Raw genomic sequence first — 18,845 nt, forward strand, 5'->3', positions numbered from 1 at the left:
GCGCCTTCGGTTTTCCGCGACGGAGGTCGCTTTCATCCGACCGGCAGTCCGAGGTCGTTCAATATTCCTCTATACGTGTAGAGCTGCGTTCGTCCCCAGGCTCATGAACTGCCCTATGCGTACGATTGGATGAGGTATCGTAGGTTCGGAAGGTGTGGGGAAAGGCGGTAGCGCTCCAGTGACTTGAACCCTCAACAGATCAGCCACAGCGGTATAACTCAACATGCGCCACGCGGCGGCCCGTTCAGTCTAGCGTCGGGCGGTGTCTCAGCGCGCGTGTTCGGCCTCAATCCTCATCGCCCCAGTATTGTTGCTCGAGTAGATCGACGGCATTGTGCTCTTTAAACCAAGTCTTGCACGCATCGATGCGAACATTCGCTGCTCCGAAGCTTGCCTCAATTTCGGAAATCTGCTGTGTGAATCGACGTTCGTATTTCAGAAGACACCTTGCGTCCTTCATCGTGCGTTCGAGCGCATGGATAGTTTGCGCCCAAATCTCAGCCGAAACTACATCGAATTCCCCGCTTGCTTCTCGGCCCTCGATGTCGTCCAAATCTGCCTCTACCTCTTCGATCAAGTATTTTGCGATCATGGCGTTGGAACGCTCGCCGATCATTTGGAGAACAGGTCCGCTAAATTTCGTTAACTTATCGTTTTCCGGATGAAGAGAGATACTAAAGCCTCCTCGGGGGCCCTGGTAGTGCGTCTTGTCCAGGATCGGCTTCCACCAAATTTGTTGATCCGCAAGGCTTACGGCCGCCAAAATAGGCGGCACGGTGAGCGAGGCAAAATAGTCAAGGTGCTTCTCTTCCATCGGGACCCGTATCCGCGGGCCTGGGTGAGAGTCGTTTGTGGTCTTGACCTGAACCTTCAAGAGTCCTCCGGTCGACGTTCTGCTTCGATCAAGAATTTCGATTTCACCATCGACACCGATGTCGGGCGCGCCAACCTTCCGATATGCGAAGTGCAGGGTTTCCTCAACGAACGTTTCGACAAATCGCTCGCCGGCCTTTCCGGCTGCGTTTCTCATATCAAATTTCAAGTGCCTCGCCCCTCGTTGCTCAATAGAGATCGGTAGCTCAAACGATTTGGATCATGCGTCTGGGCTGGGATGTTCAGGGCTTCCCGATTTTGCGATATGACCGCCGTTCCTTCGCAGGAGAAGGTTGGTGCCTTTACGCAACGACAAGTTACCAGCACAACTATTAGGTTCTACCGCAAAACTCCGACCGTTGATGACTTGTAATACACAACCAGAAATTTTGCCAGACACGCCGCTTCGCCTTGCTGATGCCGTGAAGATCGCTTTTCCTTTGGGAGGGATGACGGTCGCGGGGTTACGCCGTGAGCGCGATCGCAGCCGATTAGTCATTGAGAAAATCGCCGGCAAGGAATTCACGACGCTGGCGCACATTGAACGGATGCGAGAGCTATGCCGCGGAGAAGCAAGGGGGCTCGACTTCAGCTCAAAGCCGCCCGTCGAAACAAATACGGAAAGATTACCCATCAAGCAACCTGGATCATCAGAGACAACGGTCGGGATGTCGGCACAGGCTGCGCTGCAGATGAAATTGCAGCCGCGGAGGAAAAGTTAAGGGACTACATCACCTCAAAGCACACACCGAAGCGAAAAATTCGCCATATAGACGATATCCCGATAGCGGATGTCCTCTCGATCTACTTGGATGCCCAACTAGACAAACTTCGTAGTCGCTTCAGCGTCGACGGCGAAAACGAAGTCTTCATTCCGGATATCCGAAAGTTCAAGAAGCGGATCGAGCGGCTGAACGATTGGTGGGGCGGAAAAATGCTTGGCGAGGTCAACGGTGAGGCATGCCGGTCCTACACCAAGAAACGTCGCAGAAAGGGTGGGGCTCGTCGAGACCTTGAAGATCTCCGTGCTGCCATCGGTCACCACGCAGCCGAGGGGTACCATAGAGAGATCGTGAAGGTCTCCTTGCCCGAGAAGGGCCAGCCGAGAGATAAGTGGTTGACGCGCAACGATGCGGCTAAACTGATCTGGACCTGCTGGCGCTATCGCGAAATGCAGAAGGGTTCACGTCGGCCGTTGGATGAGACAAAGGTGCCAACGAGCAAACGTCCACTCCGACATCTTGCTCGTTTCATCTTATTGGGAATCTACAGCGGCACCCGCGCCGGCGCCATCGCAGCCGCATCTCCTATTCCAGCCCTTGGTCGCTCATATGTGGATCTGGAGCGCGGCCGTTACTACCGTCTGAAGCAGGGAGCCTCGCAGACCAACAAGCGGCAGCCAACGGTTCCTATTCCCTTGCGCTTGCTTGCTCACCTGCGGCGTTGGCATCGGATCGATCCTGAGGCGAAGCATTTCGTTGAATACAACGGCAAGCCGGTCAACTCGGTCAAGACGGCATTCAAAAGTGCCGTGAGACTCGCGGGGCTTGGACCAGGCATTTCCCCTCACACATTGCGGCATACGGCAGCGACTTGGCTCATGCAGAGAGGGGCGGATCCTTGGCAGGCAGCAGGCTATCTTGGAATGTCGCTTGAGGTGTTACTCAACACCTATGGTCACCATCATCCTGACTACTTGTCTGACGCAGTCGAGAAGATCGCCAAACGCGACCCAGCCGGCGAACGAAAGACGCACATATCTGGTGCGATATCTGGTGCGGTGATCCCGATGAGGCGAAACGGCTCCTCATAAGTCTCTGATTTCTTTGGTGGGCCCGGCAGGACTCGAACCTGCAACCAGACCGTTATGAGCGGCCGGCTCTAACCATTGAGCTACAGGCCCCGCCGCAGGACGGCCGCGGGAATGCGCGGCCGGCAACGGTGCGCGGTTCGTTTACAGGGCCGGAGGCGGGGGTGCAATGCCGGGTCTGGCGAACCGCAAGCGCAGGCGCTGTATCGCCGAGCATGTTCCGAATAATCGAATTTTGCGATCTTGGGCTTATGCCACTGTTTTGCCCGACGTGTCAAAGTGTTTTGGGGTGCTGCGCGCTTTCGCCTCTGTAACCCGCTGAAATCGCCTGGCTTTTCTACTGTGCATGGGGTTGTTTTCGCAAGTTCTTGCTGGAAGGGGACCCGCCGGTCCCCTCACCACGCTTCACTCGCGGGCTCTCGGCCCGTGGCAGGTTGTCCGCTCAGTCCACCGAGACCCCGGCGAATGCCACGACCTTGCGCCACTTCTCGGTCTCGTCGGTGACGAGCTTGCCGAACTCGGCCGGCGTCATCGGCTTGGGGATGCCGCCATTCTCGGTCAACCGCGCGGTGACCTTCGGGTCCTTCAGCGCGTCGCCGACGGCCTTGTTGAGAATCTCGACCACTTCGGGCGGCGTGCCCTTTGGCGCGGAGATGCCGTAGAAGCCGACCGCTTCGAAGCCCGGCACAGTCTCGGCGATCGCAGGCACGTCGGGCACACCAGGCCAGCGCTGCGGCGAGGTCACGCCGATGGCGCGGACAGTGCCGCCGCGCGACTGCTCGAGCGCGGAAGGAAGGTTGTCGAAGATCAGCTGCACCTTGTTGGAGATGATGTCCGGGAAGGCGATCGCAGAGCCGCGATAGGGCACGTGCACCATGTCGCACTTGGTCATCACCTTGAACAGCTCCGCCGACATGTGCACCGAGGTGCCGTTGCCGGACGAGGCGAACGAGATCTGGCCGGGATTGGCCCTGCAATAATCGATGAACTCCTGGACCGTCTTCACCGGCATCGCGTTGGAGACGACCAGCATGTTGGTGAGCTGCATGATGCTGGCGACCGGCACGGTGTCGCGCAGGAAGTCGAAGGGCAGCTTCTTGTAGAGCGAGGTCGAGATCGCGTTGTTGGGCGCGACGAACAGCAGCGTGTAGCCGTCGGGGGCTGCGTTGATCGCGGCACCGGCCGCGATGTTGCCGCCGGAGCCGGCGCGGTTCTCGACGATGAATTGCTGGCCGAGCCGATCCGACAGCGCTTGCGCCATGATGCGCGCCACGATGTCGACCGGGCCGCCGGCGGCAAAGCCGATCATCCAGTGCACCGGGCGGTCGGGGTAGGCGGCGGAGGCGGGAGGGGAGGCTACGAAAAGACCAATCAGAAAAACCAACCCGAAAACAGCGTACCGCAAAATTCGCAACATGATGCCTCCCATTGTTCTATTGTCGTTGCGGGGCATGCTTTCACAAAAACCGCCCGCTGCCTACATCGCCTCAAGTCGATGTTGACGCGGGGGCAGCCGGAACGACCATGAAATTCGCAATCACGATTCTCATCAGAGCGGCGCTGCTCGGAAATTTCCTTGCAAGCCCCGCTGCTGCTCAAACCGGAGGCAATGCCATTTCCACCACGACGATCAGCCTGGGCACCGCGACGCCCGGCGGCGGTTTCCCGCTTTATGGCAACGCCTTTGCGGAGGTGATGAACGCGGCAGATAGCACGCTCACCATTGCTCCGCGCAACACCAAGGGCAGCAACGAGAACATTCCGCTTTTGGAGAAAGGCGAGCTCGATCTCGCGCTGGTCGCGGGCGAGCCGGCCTATGAGGCGTTTGCTGGCATCGGCCGCGCGCCGACGCGCTTGAAAATTCTGACCGCGATCTATTCCAACCCCGGCATGTTCGTGGTTCGTGCGGACAGTCCCTACAAGACCATCCGCGATCTCGTGGGACAGCCGGTGGCGTTCGGCGCAAAGGGCTCCGGCCTGCCGATCCTGGCGCGCTATGTGCTCGACGGGCTCGGCCTGAAGCAGGACGAGGATTTCAAGGCTGTTTATCTCGACCGCGCCGGCGATGGCCCCGCAATGGTCGAGGATGGCCGTGTCGCTGCACTGTGGGGCGCCGGCATCGGCTGGCCGGGCTTTGCGGCGGTGGCCGCGAGCGCATCAGGCGCGCGCTTCATCGCGCCCTCTGCCGAAGAGATCACGCACATCCGCGCCAGGCACGCGTTCCTCAAACCCCTGACCGTGCCGGCCGGCTCCTATCCCAGACAGTCCGAGCCGATCGCCTCGCTCGGCTCCTGGAGCTTTGTGCTGACGCGCGAGGATCTGCCCGACGATGTCGCCTATCGTCTCGCGAAGACGCTGCACGGCGCCGAGGCAACCTTCTGCAAGAAGCTCGCCCAGGCCTGCGAGACCACCGCGGCGAACACGGTCGCGGCGGCACCGAAGCCGGGGCTGATTCATCCGGGCGTGATGCAGTATTTTCGCGAGATTGGAGTCGTGAAGTGACGATCGCTTTAGGCGCTCGTCACTTCTTCAGCATCGGACACGCCGGGTCCGGCGGGCCGAACGCCTTGTCGCCCGAGATCGTGGTGAGGATCTTGTAATAGTCCCACGGATATTTGCTTTCCTCCGGCGTCTTCACCTGGACAAGCCAGAGGTCGTGCACCATCAGATTGTCTTCGCGCAAGCGGCCGTTGCGGGCGAAGAAATCCTCGACCGGCGTCTCGCGCATTTTCGCCGCGACCTTGAGCGGATCGTCGGTGCCGGTTGCCTTGATGGCGTTGAGATAGTGCATCACGCTGGAGTAGACGCCGGCCTGCCACATCGACGGCATCTTGTTCATCTTGGCGAAATAGCGCTTCGACCATTCGCGCGTCTTGTCGTCCATGTCCCAATAGAACGACGTCGTCAGCAACAGGCCCTGGGCTGCCTGCAGCCCGAGGCCGTGGATGTCGGTGATCAGCGCGAGCAGCGCCGCCATCTGCTGGCCGCCCTTGAACACGCCGAACTCCGAGCCGGTCTTGATCTCGTTCATGTTGTTCGGGGGACCTGCCGCGATGCCGATGATCTTGGCCTTGGACGCCTGCGCCTGCAGCACGAAGGAGGAGAGATCCGGCGTCGCCAGCGGCGGCTTCACCGAGCCGAGCACCTTGCCGCCATTGGCGGTGATGACGCTGGAGGCATCGCGTTCGAGGGAGTGGCCGAAGGCATAGTCGTCGGTGATGAAGAACCAGCTGTCGCCGCCGCGCTTGACCACCGCGTCCGCGGTGCCGACCGCGAGCGCGCGGGTGTCGAACACCCACTGTATCGCATAGGGGGAGCAGAACTTGCCGTGGAAATCGGCGGTGCCGGTGGAGTGGGTGATGAACAGCCGCTTCTTCTCGTTGGCGACGTTCTGCACCGCGAGGCCAACGGCGGAAACCGGCACGTCGACGATGAGATCGACCTGGTCGACATCGTACCAGCGCCGCGCGATGCCGCCGCCGATATCGGCCTTGAGCTGGTGGTCGCCGATCACGATGCTGATCGGCTTGCCGAGCACCGTGCCGCCGAAATCGTCGATCGCCATCTGCGCCGCGGTCACCGAGCCCTGGCCGGTCGGCGCGGAGGCCGGGCCGTTCATGTCGGTGAGCACGCCGATCTTGACGATGTCGTCGGACACCTGCGCCATTGCGGCGCCCGACAGCAGCGCCGCCGCCAAGGGCATCGCTATAAAGGCAGCCGCGACCGGCAGTCCAAATCTCGCTGGATTCACGCTTGTCCTCCCCTGATCCGGCTCGTTGGCCGAAGTTGCCTGTCCCGGGTACGGCCCGGCTGAATTGGTTTCTTTTGCAACTATTTTGGGGCGGGCGTCAATGTCAGGCCGCGAAGCGGATCTGCCCGGCGGGGGAGGAATCGTAGCCGGTCAGCTCCTCGGCGCGCTGGCGCAGCCGCCGTTCGCTGAGGAACCGGATCAGGGCCTGCATGGCGGGGCGGAAATAGCTGCGCTGCCGCATCGCAAGGTCAAAATTCTCCCAGACCAGCGGCACGAAATCGAGACCCGCCGAGCGCGCCGCCGCGCGCGTCGCAACGCCGCAGTCGGCCTGCCCGGCGCGGACCACTTCGGCGAGATCCGGCCCGGTGAGGGCAGGCGTCTCCACCCGGCGCAGATCGCGCGTCGAGGCGCCCGCGCGCAGCAGCAGCACGTCGAGCAGCATCTGCGCGCCCGTGCCCTGTTGCCGCGTCGCCATCCGCGAGCCGAGCGCGAGCACGTCGGAGAGACCGCGCAGCCGCTTCGGATTGCCCGGCGGCAGCACGAGACCCTGCTCGCGGCGCACGAAGGCGACCAGCAGCGCGTCATGCAGGTCAGGCGCGTCCCGCAGCGCCGCCGCGCTGGCGTCGGAGGCGAGATTGCCCTCGGCATCGAGGCTGTGGAAGTGCACGGCGACTGCCATCACCTCGTCACGTTGCAGGCGCTCGAGCCCGCGCGCACTGCCTTCGGTCATCGATCCCAGGCCCGAGCCGGATTCACGCAGGCTCCAATCCAGGAGCTCGTCCTGGCTGCCGCCCACGACCGGCGGCGGCTCCGCCGTCAGCATGCCGGCCGGACGCGCCATGCCCGACAGCACCCAGAGATCGAGCTCGTGCCGCGGGAAGAGCCATTTGCCGGTCACCTTGGTGCACGGGATCGCGCCATTGGTGACCAGTTCGTAAAGCTTGCGTTCGCCGAGACGGAGATAGTCCGCGGCTTCACTGGTCGTCAGGAATTCCATCCTGCATTCCTATGCAAATTCTTGCTTCTTTTTGACGTTAAACGCAGGTGGAATTCTGCACTTCGATTTTTGTCCGCGCGAACCATGCCCGATGATCTCGTTGCTTTGCAACACATCCTGACGCGTGTTTTGATTTTGGTTGACGATCTTGCTGGGCTCGAATGGTGCGGGCGTTGCGGCCGTTGCGCTCGTGATTGCAGTCAACGTGGCGGTTGATTGATTGCCGAAATTTCCCGGATAACTCGTCTTCGTCCGCTCGCCGACGCGTGGTGAACTTGCCTTTCGGTGGTGGTCAGGCTCAAGCTCTATCTCCTGTTGCTGTGGCAACTGGCAAGTCCGTCACGAGTGCGGCGCAATCGAGCATCATGATCGCGTCTTGTTCAATGGGAACCCGTCATGGCCGTTCGCCGACTGACCGTTGCATTTGCGCTTCTCTGCGGCCTCGCCGGAGGCATTGCGGCCTCGTCTGGCGAGGAGCGTGCGATCGTCCTGGCCTCGACGACATCGACGCAGGACTCCGGCCTGCTCGACTATCTGCTACCGATTGTCCGCGACAAGACCGGCATCGAGGTGACGGTGATCGCGCGCCGCAGCGACGAGGTGCTCGACGTTGCACGTCGGGGCGAGGTCGACGTCGTGTTGATGCATGCCCGGCCGCAGGAGGAGAAATTCGTCGCCGACGGTTTTGCCACGAAGCGCTACGACGTGATGTACAACGATTTCGTGCTGATCGGGCCGAAGAGCGATCCCGCCGGCGTGAAGGGCAAGGACATCGCCACCGCGCTGAAGGCGATCGAGGCCAAGGGTGCGCCGTTCATCACGCGTGGCGATCGTTCCGGCACCCACGCGGCGGAGCTTGCACTCTGGATCGTTGCCGGCATCGACATCGCCAGTACAAAAGGCGCCTGGTATCGCGAGAGCGGGCAGGGCATGACCGCCGCCCTCGACGCCGCACGCGCGGCGAATGCCTATGTGCTCGCGGATCGCGCCAGCTGGATTGCCTTCAAGGATCGGGGCGATCTCGACATCGTCGTCGAGGGCGACAAGCGGCTGCTCAACCAATACGGCGTGATGCTGGTGAACCCGGAGAGGCATCCGAACGTCAGGAAGGATCTGGGCCAGACCTTCATCGACTGGTTGATCTCGCCGGAAGGGCAGGCGGCGATCGCAGGCTTCAAGGTCGATGGCCAACAGGTGTTCTTTCCGAATGCGGACAAGCCCTGATTGGTCGAGGCACGAGCGGTTGCCAAACCGAGCGATGCGTGGTCCACCATGAGGCATGACCCAGCGCCTGCCGCCCTCGCTGACGCCGCTCGACACCGCGCTCGCTGTTTTGCTGCGCGGCATCGGTCCGGTCGCGCCGGTCAAGTTGCCGCTGGCTGAAGCCGTCGGCTGTATCGCCGCGGGGATGCCGCAGCTCGCAGCCTATCCGCCGTGCGACATCGCCGTCGTAGATGGCTGGGCGTTGCGTGCCAACGATCTGGTCGGTGCGTCCTCCTATTCGCCGCTGCCTCTGACCGGGCTTCCCGTGTGGGTCGACGCCGGCGATGCGATGCCGGCAGGGTGCGACTGCGTGCTCGATGCCGGCGCCGTCGAGGTGTCGGGCCCGCTCGCCCAGGTTCTGGCCGAGGGCGTTCCAGGGCAAGGCGTCGGGCGTGCCGGCGGCGACACCGCAGACCGCTCGCCCGCGGCCACAGCGGGACTTCCCATCGATGCAACGGCTCTGTTGCTCGCGCGTGTCGCCGATGTCGAAAGGCTGAGCATCAGGCGACCGCGGCTGCGCATCGTCAACGTGCCGGGCGCCACCGCGACGATGCAGATGATCACCGACCTCGCGCGCGCGGCGGGATTGGACGTGATCGCGCATGAAGCCGGCTCACGTGATGCGACATCGATTGCGGAGGCGCTCGATGTCTCCGTCTGCGATCTGCTGCTGACGATCGGCGGCAGCGGAGCCGGTCGTGCGGATGCCTCGGTGACGGCGCTGGCCCAGCGTGGAGCCGAATTCGCCCACGGCCTCGCGCTCCAGCCCGGACGCACCGCAGCCGCTGGGCGGCTCGGAAAAGTTCCCGTCCTTGCCTTGCCCGGGGCGCCCGCTCCGGCCCTCGCGGTTTGGTTTGCGCTTGTGCTTCCGCTCATCGACAAAATGTCGGCGCGGCAGCCGCGCCGCACAGTGACCCTGCCGCTCGCGCGAAAGATCGCGTCCAGCGTCGGCATTGCCGAGATCGCTCTGCTGGCCGAGGAACATAAAACGTGGATGCCGCTTGCAGTCGGTGAATGGCCGCTCCACGCCATTGCCGGAGCGGATGCATGGCTGCTCATTCCCGCCAGCCATGAGGGATTTGCGGCGGACGAGCCGGTCGATGCTTATCTGATGCGGGAATGATATGGGTTCCGGCATGACGATGATCCCAAAATCGCCGGATCGCAGCGCGGTCGAACAGGAGCAATTCCTCAAGATCCTCTCACGCGAGGAGGCGCTCGCGCGGTTCGAGGCGGCCCTGTTTCCGCGCGCGATCCCGAGCGAGCAGCGCAAGCTTGCCGATGCGCTCGGTACGGCACTGGCTGAAGACATCACCGCACCGATCGACGTGCCGCCCTTCGACCGCTCGAATGTCGATGGTTTTGCCGTACGCTCGGCGGATCTTTCCGCCGCCGGTGAAGGCGCATCCGTGCGGCTCGCGCTGAACGGCGAGACCATTCACTGCGGCACCGTGCCCAAGCTGCAAGTCGCCGCGGGCACCGTAACGCCAATCGCCACTGGCGGCCCCGTGCCGCGAGGCGCCGATGCTGTGGTCATGGTCGAGCACACCCAGCCGGCCGACCCCGACGCGATCGATGTTCGTCGCGCCGCCTCGCCGGGGCAATTCGTGTCCTATGCCGGATCCGACATCGCGCGCGGCGAGGCGCTGCTGCGCGCCGGCACGATCATAGGCTCCCGTGAGATCGGCATGCTGGCGGCCTGTGGCATCGCCGAGGTGAAAGTTGCGCGGAGGCCGCGCGTCGCGGTGGTCTCCACCGGCGACGAACTGGTGCAGCCCGGCGAGGCGCTTGCGCCTGCCGCGATCTACGACACCAATGGCGCCATCGTCGCGGCCGCGATCGACGAGAACGGCGGCGAGGCCATCTTCCTCGGCGCCATTCCCGACGACGAAGCCAAGCTCGAAGCCGCGATGCGCCATGCGCTGGCGGATGCTGACATGCTGGTGCTGTCCGGCGGCACCTCGAAGGGGGCGGGCGATCTGTCCCATCGCATCATCGGCCGGCTCGGCCAGCCTGGCATCATCGCGCACGGCGTTGCGCTCAAGCCGGGCAAGCCGCTTTGCCTCGCGGTGTGCGACGGCAAGCCGGTTGTGATCCTGCCGGGCTTTCCGACCTCGGCGATGTTCACCTTCCACGACATGATCGTGCCGGCGCTGCGCAGAATGGCCGGCCTGCCGCCGCGCTCCGATGCCAAGGTGAGTGCCACCGTGCCGGTGCGCATTGCTTCCGAGCTCGGCCGCACCGAATTCGTCATGGTTTCGCTGGTCGCGGGCAAGGACGGCCCGATCGCCTATCCCTCCGGCAAAGGCTCCGGTGCGATCACGTCCTTCGCGCAAGCCGACGGCTTTTTGCGCATTGACGCGCTCGCCGACCAGATGCCGGCGGGGACCGAAGCAGAGGTCACTCTGTTTACGCCGCATGTGCGGGTGCCTGATCTCGTCATCGTCGGCAGTCATTGCACCGGCCTCGATCTCGTCACCGCACCGCTCGCGCATGCCGGCCTTACCGTGCGCTCGATCGCCGTCGGCAGCCTCGGCGGACTTGCGGCAGCGAAGCGCGGCGAATGCGATCTCGCGCCGATCCATCTGTTCGACGACAAGAGCGAGACCTACAACACGCCTTACCTCGCCGAGGGACTCGAGCTCGTGCCGGGCTGGCGGCGGATGCAGGGCATTGTGTACCGCAGGGGCGACAAGCGATTTGAGGGGCTCGGTGCGAAGCAGGCCGTTGCTGCCGCGCTCGCCGACCCCGCCTGCATCATGGTCAGCCGCAACCAGGGCGCCGGCACGCGGATCCTGATCGACCGCCTGCTCGAGGGCGCCCGTCCGGACGGCTATTGGAACCAGCCGCGCTCGCACAATGCGGTCGCCGCAGCCGTCGCGCAGCATCGCGCCGATTGGGGCATGACCATTGCGCCGGTCGCCCATGCGGTCGGCCTCGGTTTCATCCCGCTCGCGGAAGAGCATTATGACTTTGCCTTGGTGACGGCGCGCAGGCAGCGGCCTGCTGTGCAGGCCTTTCTCGACGCACTCGGCTCGGAAGAGGCCCGCGCAGCGCTGGAGCGCGCTGGCTTCCGGCCCGCGTAAACGATAGACGACGCGGCATTCAAGCCGCGCGGACAATAGGGTAGGGGAAGCGATGGCAAGGCCGCTTTCGGTTGCCGTCGTCGGTGCCGGCATGGGTGGGCTCGCGACCGCTGCGGCGCTCAGGCGCGTCGGCGTCGGCGTGATGGTCTACGAGCAGGCCTCCCAGTTCGCTCGCATCGGCGCCGGCATCCAGATCGGCTGCAACGCGATGAAGGTGCTGCGCGCGCTGGGACTGGAGTCGCGAATGCGCAGCCAGTCGTTCTATCCGCGGTCCTGGAACAACCGCGCCTGGAAGAGCGGCGACATCAAGTTCGACATGATCTTTGGCGAGAGCGCGGAGGAGACGTTCGATGCGCCCTATCTGCTGGCGCATCGTGGCGATCTCCACGCAGCGTTGGCGAGCGTCGTGCCGGATGAGTGTGTGAGGCTCAACCACAAGCTCGTCGGCCTCGACGAGACCGGCGAGGGCGTTCGGCTGAGCTTCGCCGACGGCACCGGCGCTGTTACCGATGCGGTGATCGGCGCCGACGGCGTGCATTCAGCGGTGCGCGACATTCTGTTTGACACCACGCCGGTCAAATTCACCGGCCGCATCGCCTACCGCGCCACCTATCCGGCCGCACTGCTCGGCGAGAAAATCGACGATTGCACGAAGTGGTGGGGCGAGGACCGCCACATCGTGATCTATTACGTCAAGCCTGATCGTAGCGAGGTCTATCTCGTCACCAGCCAGCCGGAGCCGAACTTCCTGATCGAGTCCTGGTCGGCGAAGGGCGACGTGCGCGATCTGCGCGCCTCGTTCGAAGGCTTTCATCCGCAGGTCGGAAAGGTGCTGGCGGCGTGTCCCGACGTGCACAAATGGGCGATCATGGATCGCGATGCGCTGGAGCGCTGGGCCGACGGCAAGGTGACGCTGCTCGGCGACGCCTGCCATCCGATGACGCCCTATATGGCACAGGGTGCCGCGATGGCGATCGAGGACGCCGCGGTGCTGTCGCGCTGTCTCGAAAGTGTCGACCGCGACGGCATCGTGGATGCTTTTCGCCCCTTCGAGGCGACGCGCAAGGTGCGGACCACGCGGGTGCAGGAGACCTCACGTGCCAACATCTGGCTGAAGGAGCGGACAGATACGAGCTGGGTCTACTGCTACGACGCCTGGTCGGTGCCGCTGGCGGCTTGAGCGTCATCCAGCGCCGCGAGCCGCTCGGCCTCTGCGATGTCCTCGACTGTATTTGCGTTGAAGAACGGATCGAGCGGCTCGGCCGGCCACGTCACCGTCGCCAGCGGGTAGCGCGCGGTCCAGCGGTCGATCTTGCGGAGATCCTCGACGACCAGTGCGTGACGAAGCTCGTGGCGCAAGGCGACACGCCAGAGGCCGATGACCGGATGCGACTGGTCGCCTGACGCTGCGACCGCAAGCTGCGCGTTCCCCCGTGCCCGGGCCTCATGCAGCCGCGCGACGAGGTCGCGTGGCAGGAAGGGGCAGTCGCCGGCGGCGCTGAGCACCCATTCGATCTCCGGCCGGTTCGCCGCGGTCCAGTCGAGCGCGGCCAAAATGCCGGCGAGCGGGCCGGGGAAGCCGGGGACGTCATCGGAAATGACCTGCAAGCCGAACGCGGCGAAGCGCGCTGGATCGCCATTCGCATTGAGGATCAATCCGTCGCACTGGGGCGATAGGCGCGCGATCACGCGCTCCAGGATGGTGCGGCCGCCGATAGTCCGCATCGGCTTGTCGCCGCCGCCCATGCGGCGCGCGAGGCCGCCGGCGAGCAGCACGCCAAGAGTTGATGGAATGCTCGTTGCCGGAGTCCTAGTCGTCACCACCTTCGCCCTTACGCTTGTGCCTCGCCGATTCCTCTTCGACGTAATCGAGATTCTGGTCGTAGACGATCCGTTCCTCGCCGGCGAGCGCGATGAAACGCTTTCCGCGCGTGCGTCCGACCAGCGTCAAACCCACCTGCCTTGCAAGATCGACGCCCCAGGCGGTGAAGCCGGAGCGCGACACCAGGATCGGGATTCCCATCCGCACCGTCTTGATCACCATTTCCGAGGTGAGACGTCCTGTCGTGTAAAGGATCTTGTCGGACGCATCGACGCCGTGGCGATACATCCAGCCCGCGATCTTGTCGACGGCGTTGTGGCGGCCGACGTCCTCGGTGTAGCAGAGCGGCTCGCCCTCCCTGCACAGCACGCAGCCGTGGATCGCGCCAGCCTCCAGATAGAGCGAGGGCATGGTGTTGATGGTCTGTGTCATCTGGTAGAGCCAGGAGGTGCGCAGCTCGGCTTTCGGCAGCGCGACGCTTTCGACCGCCTCCAGCAGGTCGCCGAAGGCGGTGCCTTGCGCGCAGCCCGAGGTCTGCGTGCGCTTCTTCAGCTTGGCCTCGAAATTGGTGTGGTGCTCGGTGCGCACCACCACGACCTGGAGGTCGTCGTCGTATTCGACCTCGGTGACGGCGTCATTATATTTCAGCATGTTCTGGTTGAGCAGGTAGCCCAGCGCCAGATATTCCGGATAGTCGCCGATCGTCATCATGGTGACGATCTCCTGCGAGTTCAGATACAGCGTCAAGGGCCGCTCCATCGGCACCTTGATCTCGACCCTGGTGCCGGTCTGGTCGGTCCCGGTCACGCTCTGGGTCAGGCGCGGGTCGTCCGGGTTCGGAATGACCAGAGGCACCGGGGTTTTGTCGATCTTCATCATGGGTGCGACGTTAGCATGACATTCGGGTCAGGCCGATATATGCATGCCCTGGAGAGCACGAAATGCCTCCGTTCGTCATTGCGAGCGTAGCGAAGCAATCCAGAAATGCATCCGCGGAGACACTCTGGATTGCTTCGCTGCGCTCGCAATGACGGGGAGAGGCTGGAGGTTCCATCGGCTGGTAGGCTGTCGGCGGAGATCGAGTTGCGATGAAAGTCATCGGCCTTGCAGGCTGGAGCGGTGCGGGCAAGACCACGCTGTTGACGCGGCTGATCCCGCATTTCAACGCGCAGGGCCTGCGCGTCTCCGTCATCAAGCATGCGCATCACCGGTTCGACGTCGATGTGCCCGGCAAGGATTCCTGGCGCCATCGCGAGGCCGGTGCGGCCGAGGTGCTGGTGGCCTCGTCGAACCGTTGGGCCCTGATGCACGAATTGCGCGGCGCGGCCGAGCCGCGGCTGCCGGAACTGTTGAACAAGCTGTCGGCGGTCGATCTCGTGGTGGTCGAAGGCTTCAAGCGCGAGCCGCATCGCAAGATCGAGGTGCATCGCGCCGCCAACGACAAGCCGCTGCTGTTCCCGGACGATCCCGGCATTGTCGGCATTGCGACCGACGTCGCGGTTGAAACCCGGCTGCCGACTGTCCATCTCGATGACATCGAGGCCGTTGCTGCATTGCTGCTGCGTGCGGCGATGCCGGTCGAGGAAGCGGTTGCAAGAAGCGCGGCGACGCGCTGACGAGGCACCATGGCGCAACTGTCGGACGATTGCTTTGCCTTCGGTGGACCGATGATGTCGCTCGATGAGGCTGTTGGCCTGATCAGGGCACGCGTCAGTGCGATTGCCGATCTCGATACAGTGGCGCTCGTTGACGCCGACGGGCGTGTGCTGGCGCGCGATATCGCGGCGCCCCTGCCGCTGCCGCCTTTCACCAACTCCGCCGTCGACGGTTACGCCGTGGGCAACGCCGACCTTCCGCGAGAAACCGAACAGGCATTCCCGCTCGATGGCCGCATTCAGGCCGGCGGCCTTGCGCAAGCACCGATCAAGCCCGGCCACACCGCGCGCATCTTCACGGGCGCACCGATGCCGCCGGGGGCCGAGACCGTCTTCATGCAGGAAGATGTCAGCATCGATGCTTCAGGCATGATCGTGCTGCCACCCGGGCTGAAGCCTGGCGCCAATGTTCGTCCGGCAGGCGAGGACATTCCTGTCGGGCACGTCGCGTTACGCGCCGGCCAGCGGCTGCGGCCCCAGCATGTCGCGCTTGCCGCAGCCTACGGTCTGACCCGGCTCGATGTCGTCAGGCGTATCCGTGTCGCCGTTTTCTCCACCGGCGATGAGCTGGCCTCGCCCGGCGAGCCGCGCGCGGGCTCGCAGCTGTTCGATTCCAATCGCTTCATGCTGATGGCAATGCTGCGCCGTCTCGGCTGCGAGGTCTCCGATCTCGGCATCCTGCGCGACGAACGCACCTCGCTCGCCAACGGATTGAAGCAGGTCGCAAGCAGCCACGATCTGATCCTCACCACCGGCGGCGTCTCGACCGGCGAGGAAGACCACGTCAAGGCGGCGGTCGAGAGCGTCGGCTCGCTGGTGCTGTGGCGAATGGCGATCAAGCCGGGACGGCCCGTGGCGATGGGCATCATCGGCGGCACGCCGCTGATCGGGCTGCCTGGGAACCCCGTCGCGAGCTTTGTCACCTTCGTCCATGTGGTGCGGCCGACCGTGCTGACACTCGCCGGCAGTCTGCCGGAAAAGCTCATGCCGATCCCCGTGCGCGCGGCCTTCACCTACAAGAAGAAGATCGGCCGGCGCGAATATGTTCGCGCCTCGTTGCGACCGGGAGACGACGGCGCGCTGGAGGCAGTCAAGTTCCCGCGCGAGGGCGCCGGACTGCTCTCGTCATTGGTGGAGACCGACGGCCTCGTTGAGCTCAGCGAAGACATCACGCGCGTCGAGCCGGGCGACAGTGTAGGTTTCCTGTCCTATGCCGATCTGATCTGAGGCGACGCGTTGACGTCATCGACCCCTCCCGCCATGTTGCGCTCATGACCAGAACGACGCTTGATCTCACCGGGCTGAAATGCCCGCTGCCCGCCTTGAAGACGCGCAAGGCGTTGAAACCATTGCAGCCGGGCGATCAGCTCGAAGTGCACTGCACCGACCCGTTGTCGGTGATTGACATTCCGAACCTGATCCGCGAGACGGGCGACACGGTGGAGATCACCGAGCGCAACGACGCGCGCATCGTGTTCTTGATAGAAAAAGCGAATGGTTCGATAGACGCTGCCAATGCTGCGCTGCGTTCCTGAGCGCGTTACCGCGCTGATACCGACCTTTTATCTATCGACATCGACCACGGCTTCTGCCCCAATTGACTTTCCCCGTGCAGGCGCGGAGGTTGAGTCTTGTCCGCGATACGCAGATCAACGGGCCACTTACGAAGCTCGCAAATCGTATCGGGCATAGAGCCCCGCTCGAGGGGTTAACTTTTCACACGCGCGTGACGATCCTGGCGCGCGTCGGGTAATTGTGCGGAGCAGCAGGGACAACAGCTGCGCCGCAATGGGCTGAGGACCAGGATGGTAGCGGCAGGCTGCTCAGAAGGGCGGCCGCAGGGGAGGAATGCATGACGACAATAGAGAGCGCTGGAAGGATTTCAGGCGCTGGCGCAGGTTTTCTGGATCGCGAACGGACCGTCGCGACCGCTGGGTTCAATCGCTGGCTGGTGCCGCCGGCAGCACTCTGCATCCATCTCTGCATTGGCATGGCCTACGGCTTCTCTGTGTTCTGGCTGCCGCTCTCGCGCGCGATCGGATTGACCGCGCCAAAGGCCTGTCCGGACATCTCGCTCTGGCAGGAGCTGTTCACCACGACCTGCGACTGGAAGGTCGCGAGCCTAGGCTGGATGTATACGCTGTTCTTCGTCTTGCTCGGCGTATCCGCCGCGATCTGGGGTGGCTGGCTCGAGCGCGCCGGTCCGCGCAAGGCGGGCGCCGTCGCTGCCTGTTGTTGGGGCGGTGGCCTTCTGATCGGCGCTTTCGGCGTCTACGTCCATCAGCTCTGGATCATGTGGCTCGGTGCCGGCGTGATCGGTGGCGTGGGACTTGGACTCGGCTACATCTCCCCCGTGTCAACCTTGATCAAATGGTTTCCGGATCGCCGCGGCATGGCGACCGGCATGGCCATTATGGGATTCGGCGGTGGTGCCATGATTGGAGCGCCTCTGGCCAACCTCTTGATCAACTATTTCAAGACGCCCAACTCGGTTGGCGTCTGGGAGACCTTCGTCACGATGGGGGTGATCTATTTCGTCTTCATGATGATCGGCGCCTTCGCCTACCGCGTGACCCCGGCCGGCTGGCAGCCCGAAGGCTGGACCCCGCCGAGCGAGAAGAAGTCGATGATCACCGAGCACCATGTGCACCTCGACAACGCGCACAAGACGCCGCAGTTCTGGCTGATCTGGTGGGTGCTCTGCTTGAACGTCTCGGCGGGCATCGGCGTGATCGGCATGGCCTCGCCGATGCTGCAGGAGATCTTCGCAGGCAAGCTGATCGGGCATCCGGAGTTGACCTTCAGCCAGCTCTCGGTTGAACAGAAGGCAGCGATCGCTGCGATCGCCGCAGGCTTCGCCGGCCTGCTGTCATTGTTCAACATCGGCGGCCGGTTCTTCTGGGCGTCGATGTCGGACCTCATGGGTCGCAAGAACACCTACTACACGTTCTTCATCCTCGGCATCGCGCTCTATGCGCTGGCGCCGACCTTCGCGGCGATGGGCTCGAAACTGCTGTTCGTGCTCGGCTTCGGCATCATCCTGTCGATGTATGGCGGCGGCTTCGCGACGGTGCCGGCCTATCTCGCCGACATGTTCGGAACGCAGTTCGTCGGCGCCATCCATGGCCGGCTGCTGACGGCATGGTCCACCGCGGGCATCATCGGTCCCGTTGTCGTGAACTACATCCGCGAGTTCCAGCTCGCGGCCGGCGTGCCTCGCGACCAGCTCTACAACACCACCATGTACATCCTTTGCGCCATGCTGATCGCCGGCCTGATCTGCAACTATCTGATCAAGCCGGTCGATCCGAAGTGGAACATGAGCGAGGCCGAGGTTGCCAAGCTCCAGGCCGCGAGCGCCAAGAGCGATGCGTCGATCCAGCACGGCTCGTTCGGTATCGGCAAGGGCGGGCTGGACCTCAAGGCCGCACTGTTCTGGGCTTTTGTCGGCGTGCCGCTCGCCTGGGGCGTGTGGAAGACGCTGGAGAGCGCGGTGAAGATCTTCTGATCGTAATATGATCGCCGCGGCGCGCCGCTCGCGCGCGTCGCGGTCGCCATACCGTGAAAAAGAACATCTGGGGGATTTCG

General features: G+C 63.6%; 17 protein-coding genes and 1 tRNA gene. 10 read left to right on the forward strand and 8 right to left on the reverse strand.

Annotation, left to right across the window (positions count from 1 at the left end; genetic code table 11):
- Nucleotides 1–286 precede the first annotated feature (286 nt).
- The gene (locus tag FXB38_RS34370; RefSeq protein WP_148755381.1) at nt 287–1,042 is read right to left on the reverse strand and encodes a DUF4365 domain-containing protein; all 756 of its coding nucleotides are present in this window, start codon (nt 1,040–1,042) and stop codon (nt 287–289) included.
- Between the two features lie 390 nt (nt 1,043–1,432).
- Between FXB38_RS34370 and FXB38_RS34380 the strand changes: the two genes are divergently transcribed.
- A complete protein-coding gene (locus tag FXB38_RS34380) occupies nt 1,433–2,686 on the forward strand; it encodes a site-specific integrase (protein ID WP_187435339.1) in 1,254 nt (417 codons plus the stop codon).
- Between the two features lie 14 nt (nt 2,687–2,700).
- On the opposite strand, the gene FXB38_RS34385 is transcribed toward FXB38_RS34380, so the two are convergent.
- Both FXB38_RS34385 and FXB38_RS34390 read right to left on the reverse strand, forming a co-directional pair.
- Nucleotides 2,701–2,776 (reverse strand) — tRNA-Ile (locus FXB38_RS34385).
- Between the two features lie 349 nt (nt 2,777–3,125).
- On the reverse strand, nt 3,126–4,100 hold the full coding sequence (locus FXB38_RS34390; protein WP_187435340.1) for a Bug family tripartite tricarboxylate transporter substrate binding protein: 975 nt from the start codon (nt 4,098–4,100) through the stop codon (nt 3,126–3,128).
- Between the two features lie 107 nt (nt 4,101–4,207).
- Here FXB38_RS34390 and FXB38_RS34395 point away from each other — a divergent pair, with 107 nt between their 5' ends.
- Nucleotides 4,208–5,185, forward strand: coding sequence for a TAXI family TRAP transporter solute-binding subunit (locus tag FXB38_RS34395; protein WP_148755383.1), 978 nt, complete (start codon nt 4,208–4,210; stop codon nt 5,183–5,185).
- Between the two features lie 19 nt (nt 5,186–5,204).
- Here the strand turns inward: FXB38_RS34395 and FXB38_RS34400 are convergent, their stop codons facing one another.
- The 3 genes from FXB38_RS34400 to FXB38_RS34410 all read right to left on the reverse strand — a co-directional run bounded on the left by FXB38_RS34400 (nt 5,205) and on the right by FXB38_RS34410 (nt 7,758).
- Nucleotides 5,205–6,434 (reverse strand): ABC transporter substrate-binding protein, encoded by a 1,230-nt coding sequence (locus FXB38_RS34400; RefSeq protein WP_148755384.1) that lies wholly within the window; start codon nt 6,432–6,434, stop codon nt 5,205–5,207.
- 103 nt (nt 6,435–6,537) lie between these two features.
- Nucleotides 6,538–7,431 carry a substrate-binding domain-containing protein gene (locus FXB38_RS34405; RefSeq protein WP_148755385.1) on the reverse strand — a complete coding sequence of 298 codons (894 nt, stop codon included), beginning with the start codon at nt 7,429–7,431 and terminating at the stop codon, nt 6,538–6,540.
- Nucleotides 7,432–7,440: 9 nt separating this feature from the next.
- Nucleotides 7,441–7,758 (reverse strand): hypothetical protein, encoded by a 318-nt coding sequence (locus FXB38_RS34410; protein ID WP_148755386.1) that lies wholly within the window; start codon nt 7,756–7,758, stop codon nt 7,441–7,443.
- A 69-nt stretch (nt 7,759–7,827) separates the two neighbouring features.
- On the opposite strand from FXB38_RS34410, the gene FXB38_RS34415 reads away from it, so the two are divergent.
- From FXB38_RS34415 to FXB38_RS34430, 4 genes are read left to right on the forward strand one after another with little or no spacing between them, the layout of a single operon-like run.
- The gene (locus tag FXB38_RS34415; protein WP_148755387.1) at nt 7,828–8,655 is read left to right on the forward strand and encodes an ABC transporter substrate-binding protein; all 828 of its coding nucleotides are present in this window, start codon (nt 7,828–7,830) and stop codon (nt 8,653–8,655) included.
- Between the two features lie 55 nt (nt 8,656–8,710).
- Nucleotides 8,711–9,817 carry a molybdopterin-binding protein gene (locus FXB38_RS34420; RefSeq protein ID WP_148755388.1) on the forward strand — a complete coding sequence of 369 codons (1,107 nt, stop codon included), beginning with the start codon at nt 8,711–8,713 and terminating at the stop codon, nt 9,815–9,817.
- Between the two features lie 13 nt (nt 9,818–9,830).
- Nucleotides 9,831–11,780 (forward strand): molybdopterin biosynthesis protein, encoded by a 1,950-nt coding sequence (locus FXB38_RS34425; RefSeq protein WP_187435341.1) that lies wholly within the window; start codon nt 9,831–9,833, stop codon nt 11,778–11,780.
- Between the two features lie 52 nt (nt 11,781–11,832).
- Nucleotides 11,833–12,960, forward strand: coding sequence for an FAD-dependent monooxygenase (locus tag FXB38_RS34430; RefSeq protein ID WP_148755390.1), 1,128 nt, complete (start codon nt 11,833–11,835; stop codon nt 12,958–12,960).
- On the opposite strand, the gene mobA is transcribed toward FXB38_RS34430, so the two are convergent.
- Nucleotides 12,927–13,601, reverse strand: coding sequence for a molybdenum cofactor guanylyltransferase MobA (gene mobA, locus FXB38_RS34435; RefSeq protein WP_187435342.1), 675 nt, complete (start codon nt 13,599–13,601; stop codon nt 12,927–12,929). The genes FXB38_RS34430 and mobA overlap by 34 nt on opposite strands.
- Nucleotides 13,591–14,481 (reverse strand): formate dehydrogenase accessory sulfurtransferase FdhD, encoded by an 891-nt coding sequence (gene fdhD, locus FXB38_RS34440; protein WP_148755392.1) that lies wholly within the window; start codon nt 14,479–14,481, stop codon nt 13,591–13,593. The genes mobA and fdhD overlap by 11 nt, the downstream gene beginning before the upstream one ends.
- A gap of 209 nt (nt 14,482–14,690) precedes the next feature.
- Between fdhD and mobB the strand changes: the two genes are divergently transcribed.
- From mobB to FXB38_RS34460, 4 genes are all read left to right on the forward strand, one after another.
- Nucleotides 14,691–15,218, forward strand: a complete 528-nt coding sequence (gene mobB, locus FXB38_RS34445) for a molybdopterin-guanine dinucleotide biosynthesis protein B (protein ID WP_148755393.1) — start codon at nt 14,691–14,693, stop codon at nt 15,216–15,218.
- 9 nt (nt 15,219–15,227) lie between these two features.
- On the forward strand, nt 15,228–16,484 hold the full coding sequence (locus tag FXB38_RS34450; protein ID WP_148755394.1) for a molybdopterin molybdotransferase MoeA: 1,257 nt from the start codon (nt 15,228–15,230) through the stop codon (nt 16,482–16,484).
- A 44-nt stretch (nt 16,485–16,528) separates the two neighbouring features.
- A complete protein-coding gene (locus tag FXB38_RS34455; protein ID WP_148755395.1) occupies nt 16,529–16,792 on the forward strand; it encodes a sulfurtransferase TusA family protein in 264 nt (87 codons plus the stop codon).
- Between the two features lie 317 nt (nt 16,793–17,109).
- On the forward strand, nt 17,110–18,765 hold the full coding sequence (locus FXB38_RS34460) for an OFA family MFS transporter (RefSeq protein ID WP_148755396.1): 1,656 nt from the start codon (nt 17,110–17,112) through the stop codon (nt 18,763–18,765).
- Nucleotides 18,766–18,845 lie beyond the last annotated feature (80 nt).

The sequence above is a fragment of the Bradyrhizobium cytisi genome, assembly GCF_008123515.1.
GTDB lineage: Bacteria > Pseudomonadota > Alphaproteobacteria > Rhizobiales > Xanthobacteraceae > Bradyrhizobium > Bradyrhizobium cytisi.

What these genes read in the sequence shown, in the direction of transcription:
- FXB38_RS34390 (WP_187435340.1), bottom strand. Translation starts at nt 4,100, where the DNA reads ATGTTGCGAATTTTGCGGTACGCTGTTTTCGGGTTGGTTTTTCTGATT.
- FXB38_RS34430 (WP_148755390.1), top strand. Translation starts at nt 11,833, where the DNA reads ATGGCAAGGCCGCTTTCGGTTGCCGTCGTCGGTGCCGGCATGGGTGGG.
- FXB38_RS34380 (WP_187435339.1), top strand. Translation starts at nt 1,433, where the DNA reads ATGCCGCGGAGAAGCAAGGGGGCTCGACTTCAGCTCAAAGCCGCCCGT.
- fdhD (WP_148755392.1), bottom strand. Translation starts at nt 14,481, where the DNA reads ATGATGAAGATCGACAAAACCCCGGTGCCTCTGGTCATTCCGAACCCG.
- FXB38_RS34450 (WP_148755394.1), top strand. Translation starts at nt 15,228, where the DNA reads ATGGCGCAACTGTCGGACGATTGCTTTGCCTTCGGTGGACCGATGATG.
- FXB38_RS34455 (WP_148755395.1), top strand. Translation starts at nt 16,529, where the DNA reads ATGACCAGAACGACGCTTGATCTCACCGGGCTGAAATGCCCGCTGCCC.
- FXB38_RS34415 (WP_148755387.1), top strand. Translation starts at nt 7,828, where the DNA reads ATGGCCGTTCGCCGACTGACCGTTGCATTTGCGCTTCTCTGCGGCCTC.
- FXB38_RS34460 (WP_148755396.1), top strand. Translation starts at nt 17,110, where the DNA reads ATGACGACAATAGAGAGCGCTGGAAGGATTTCAGGCGCTGGCGCAGGT.
- FXB38_RS34395 (WP_148755383.1), top strand. Translation starts at nt 4,208, where the DNA reads ATGAAATTCGCAATCACGATTCTCATCAGAGCGGCGCTGCTCGGAAAT.
- FXB38_RS34405 (WP_148755385.1), bottom strand. Translation starts at nt 7,431, where the DNA reads ATGGAATTCCTGACGACCAGTGAAGCCGCGGACTATCTCCGTCTCGGC.
- FXB38_RS34425 (WP_187435341.1), top strand. Translation starts at nt 9,831, where the DNA reads ATGACGATGATCCCAAAATCGCCGGATCGCAGCGCGGTCGAACAGGAG.
- FXB38_RS34420 (WP_148755388.1), top strand. Translation starts at nt 8,711, where the DNA reads ATGACCCAGCGCCTGCCGCCCTCGCTGACGCCGCTCGACACCGCGCTC.
- mobB (WP_148755393.1), top strand. Translation starts at nt 14,691, where the DNA reads ATGAAAGTCATCGGCCTTGCAGGCTGGAGCGGTGCGGGCAAGACCACG.